Raw genomic sequence first — 4,083 nt, forward strand, 5'->3', positions numbered from 1 at the left:
TCTTTGCGAGAGAAAATTTCTATTTAGTTTTTACCACTGATAACTGAGGGATTACCGGCTGAACTCAGGACGAAATTATTTAACCAATTACCAGTTACCAATTACCAGTTACCAGTTACCAATTATCCGTTTGCAGGTTATGAAAATCTGATGATACGCCGTGCAAAACTTACTCAACACGACACTATGTATTACAATGATTGCATCAATAATCTTTTCTGTTATCTGATTTATTTCTCTGTTCCTCTGCGTCTCTGCGGTAAATTACCACCTGAACGGTTACGAAAAAGTCAATCTGCTTTTTTTGCCTGATAAAATTTCCTTACTTGTTCTAAATTATAAGCAATCTGGGATTTAGGGAGTGAATTCAGGAATAATCTACCGTAGCCTTTTGTTTTAACTCTTGGGTCAAGGATAGCCACGACGCCAATATCATTTTTTCTTCGAATAAGTCTGCCAAAGCCCTGTCTGGTTTGAATGATTGCCTGTGGGACCTGATATGCCCAGAATGGATCAATTCCTTTTTCCCGTAAATATTCCATTTTTGCCTCGATAATGGGGTCATCCGGGACGGCAAAGGGCAATTTTGTAATCACCACACATTCTAAATCCTGACCAGGCACATCCACACCTTCCCAGAAGGTATTAGTTCCCCAGAGCACTGAGTTTTGATTTGATTTGAACTCTTCAATCATCCGTTGAGATGAGAATTCACCTTGCTTAAGATGATTAAAATCAGCAAATTTCTGCTCAATCTCATCAGATATTTTCCTTAACATTGCATAACTGGTGAAAAGCACAAATGTCCTACCTTGCATAATCTCCAAAAGTCCCTCGATTATCTTCCCTACATCATTATGATATTGAGCAGGTTCCAACTTGGGGTCTGCAATACCTGCGGGTAAGAAAAGAAGGACTTGCGATTGGAAATCAAAAGGGGACGAAAGTTGTAACTCATCACATTTATCACACCCTAATCGACTTTTGACAAACTCAAATGAATTGTTTGTAGTTAGAGTAGCCGATGTTAGAATTACTGTTCCAATGGAATCAAAGACAGCGTCTTTTAAACTTTCAGCAATATTAATCGGATTGGCGTGAAGGACTATTTTTATAAATCTATGTTTTTGAATAAGTTCAAGCCAATAAACATAATCTTCGGCTTGTTGACCAATAATAAGTTCTAAGGCATCTTTTATTGCCTGGGCTCGGGTTTGAAAGGCAAAAACCTCTAATTGGACTTCCGCATCCGTGATTTTCTCCTTTAATTTACCGAGATTGTAGATTAAAGATTCTAAAGGTTGGGTTAAAGGATTATCAATAAAATTTGCCTGCCTGAGCCTGACAACGAAGTTCAGTTCCTGTGAAGGAAATTTCAATAATATATTTGAGAAGAATTCATCCGCCGCATTTTTGACCTCAATCAGGGTTTTTTCTATCTTTTCTTTTATCTGGTCATTACCTTTGATTCGGGCTAAAATTCCCTTACCCGTGGTGGGATTATAAATAGAATCAAGCAAGAATTTAATTTGAGAATTTGAGACTTCGGCACCTAAGTAATTTGTGGCGACATCTTCTAAGTTATGCGCCTCATCAAACACAACGGCATCAAACTGCGGTAAAACCTGGTCGGCTGAGGCTATATTCGCAAAGAATAAATGGTGGTTGACAATCAGGATTTGAGAAGAGTATTGTTTTTTCCTGGCTTTATAATAATAACAATCATTAAAATGAAGACATTTTTTGCCCAGACACAGGTCAGGTTCCCGACAAAGCTTATTCCAGATTGCCGGGCTGGGTTCAAAAATCAACTCAGATTTTAACCCGGTTTGGGTTTTCTTTTGCCACTCGGATATCTTTTTAAATTCTTTGACCTCTTCTTTAGTTTCAAACAACCCCTGAGTTTGGGTCTGGAAGGCACGGCGAAGGCAAAGGTAATTATTGCTTCCAACACACAAGGCAAAGGAAAAATTGACGGTTAATATCTTTTTTAAAAAAGGTAAGTCTTGAGTGATGAGTTGTTGCTGAAGGGTTTTTGTATAAGTAGAAATAACAATTCGTTTATCCTCAGCAGTTGCCCAATAAATAAAAGGGACTAAATAGGCTAAACTTTTACCTGTGCCGGTTCCCGCCTCAACAAGCAGATGATTTTTGTTAGAAATAGCGGAGTCAATTCTTTTGCTCATCTCAATTTGTTGAGGTCGGTATTCATAGGTTTTAAGGTGATTAGCAATTATTCCATTTTGTCCAAATATTTTACTATAATCTTGCATTTTCGTTAATAACTACATAAGCGTTTAGCCACAGAGGCACAGAGTTCACAGAGAATTAAGGAAATTAGTCACATAAGGACACGGATTAACCTGTGATATCCCATCATAAATGTAGTGCAAACCTTTAGGTTTTTCACCGAGAATTGCTGTTCCCTGCAAGAGTGCGTGTAAAATTTATGGGTAACTATTTAGCCATCTGAAGTAACGGTTAAATCAATTGAAAATCACAAAATTCCAAATCACAAATACCAAATTACAAATAAATTTCAATGACCAAAATTCAAAATTCCAAACAATACAAAAAGAAGATTTTTACTTCAATTATTTAAAAATCTAAATAAATTCCTCTCGTTCTCATATAATCTTTGGAATTTGAAACTTATTTGGAAATTGGAATTTGGAATTTATTTGAGATTTGGTGCTTGGAATTTGTAATTTTCGCATTGAATTTCGTCTATTTCTTTATATCGGCAAAAAGATAAATATTCCTCAATATTTTTTACCTACAAATTTCCCTGCAAAAGTTTGTTGACAAATTCTTAAAGATATGATAATATTTATTACTCTAAACTAAAACCTTTGAAAGGATGTCAGAAATGGGTAGTGTTGTAAAAAAACGAAGAAAAAAAATACGAAAACATAAGTATAAAAAATTACTTAAGAGAACAAAACATATACGAAAGAAGTAGTTAATCGATTATTTCACGGATTAACATAAAACACTCTACTGCCCGTTTACCTACTTCTAACCCACGTTTTTGGGCATAGGTAGTGACGGCTTCGATTGAGCGGGGGTGTGGAAATTGGCGTAACTCACTTTTGTATGCCTTCATCGCCTGGATTTTAAGATGCAAAACATCTGAAATATCAACAAACACATTAGGTAAAAATTGGTTTGTAAGAATAGGTGCATTCCATTCTGAAGAAGAAGGTGTTTCGTAAATAAACACTTTCTTGATGGAACTTTTTAGCCCAGGGCGAACCGCAACCATAGTTGATTCAAATACTAACCGATGGTCTTTATTCACATCCCCCCAATGATGTGTATAGATAATTTCAGGGGAAAGTCTGACAATACATTCCTCAATAGGTTGATTTATCTCCGGGTGGGCAATGGTATCCAATCTCATATCCGGTAGGTTAAAGAAAAATATCTCTTTGACTCCTAAAATCTTAGCCGCTTTTAAACTCTCCTTTTTCTTCTGTTCGATTAATTTAGCTGATGAGATTTTATCCATCGTATGACGGTATTGAGTTGTTACCCCTTCAGTAAGCATACAGACATACACCTCATCCCCTCTCATCGCATGTTTGAGCATTGTTCCACCAACGCCATATACTTCATCATCCGGATGTGCCGCAATAACCAATACCTTCAAAATTAAACCCCCTAACTCTACTTTAAATCCCAATCAGGAACTCTTCTGCTGGGAATTTTATTTAAAATCTGATTCACTCTTGACTTTAATGCCGATATTGATTTTCTTTTTAATCTTAATTCAAGCGAAGAAATCAGTTCCATTTGAGTTAGTTGAACATTTAGCAAATAATTCGTTAATTGATTTAATGAAACTCCTTGATATTTAGATTCCCTTTCCAATCTTTTTTTCATCTCTACTGGTATTCTTAATGTAACAACCTGTATTTTATTCATGATTTATCCTCCATTGTTTATATAGCACCTATTAATCGAAATTTGACATAGAATTCTCTAATCCTCTAATTCACTAATCTCTAATTCGCTATAGTAAGTTAGCATCACTTATCCATTCGTAACACTTTAGCCCTCTGAAATTTGTGTAAGTAAGGA

General features: G+C 35.8%; 4 protein-coding genes. 1 reads left to right on the plus strand and 3 read right to left on the minus strand.

Annotation, left to right across the window (positions count from 1 at the left end; translation table 11 throughout):
* Positions 1-290: 290 nt before the first annotated feature.
* The gene (locus tag AB1414_16850; protein MEW6609085.1) at positions 291-2,273 is read right to left on the minus strand and encodes a helicase C-terminal domain-containing protein; all 1,983 of its coding nucleotides are present in this window, start codon (positions 2,271-2,273) and stop codon (positions 291-293) included.
* A gap of 596 nt (positions 2,274-2,869) precedes the next feature.
* Here AB1414_16850 and AB1414_16855 point away from each other — a divergent pair.
* Positions 2,870-2,962 (plus strand): AURKAIP1/COX24 domain-containing protein, encoded by a 93-nt coding sequence (locus AB1414_16855; GenBank protein MEW6609086.1) that lies wholly within the window; start codon positions 2,870-2,872, stop codon positions 2,960-2,962.
* Here the strand turns inward: AB1414_16855 and AB1414_16860 are convergent, their stop codons facing one another.
* Complete coding sequence (locus AB1414_16860) at positions 2,963-3,652, minus strand: PIG-L deacetylase family protein (protein ID MEW6609087.1); 690 nt, start codon at positions 3,650-3,652, stop codon at positions 2,963-2,965.
* A 17-nt stretch (positions 3,653-3,669) separates the two neighbouring features.
* Positions 3,670-3,927 carry a hypothetical protein gene (locus AB1414_16865; protein MEW6609088.1) on the minus strand — a complete coding sequence of 86 codons (258 nt, stop codon included), beginning with the start codon at positions 3,925-3,927 and terminating at the stop codon, positions 3,670-3,672.
* Positions 3,928-4,083 lie beyond the last annotated feature (156 nt).

It is taken from the genome of bacterium, from assembly GCA_040755795.1.
In the GTDB taxonomy this organism is placed as follows: domain Bacteria; phylum UBA9089; class CG2-30-40-21; order CG2-30-40-21; family SBAY01; genus JBFLXS01.

What these genes read in the sequence shown, in the direction of transcription:
- AB1414_16855 (MEW6609086.1), top strand. Translation starts at nt 2,870, where the DNA reads ATGGGTAGTGTTGTAAAAAAACGAAGAAAAAAAATACGAAAACATAAG.
- AB1414_16865 (MEW6609088.1), bottom strand. Translation starts at nt 3,927, where the DNA reads ATGAATAAAATACAGGTTGTTACATTAAGAATACCAGTAGAGATGAAA.
- AB1414_16850 (MEW6609085.1), bottom strand. Translation starts at nt 2,273, where the DNA reads ATGCAAGATTATAGTAAAATATTTGGACAAAATGGAATAATTGCTAAT.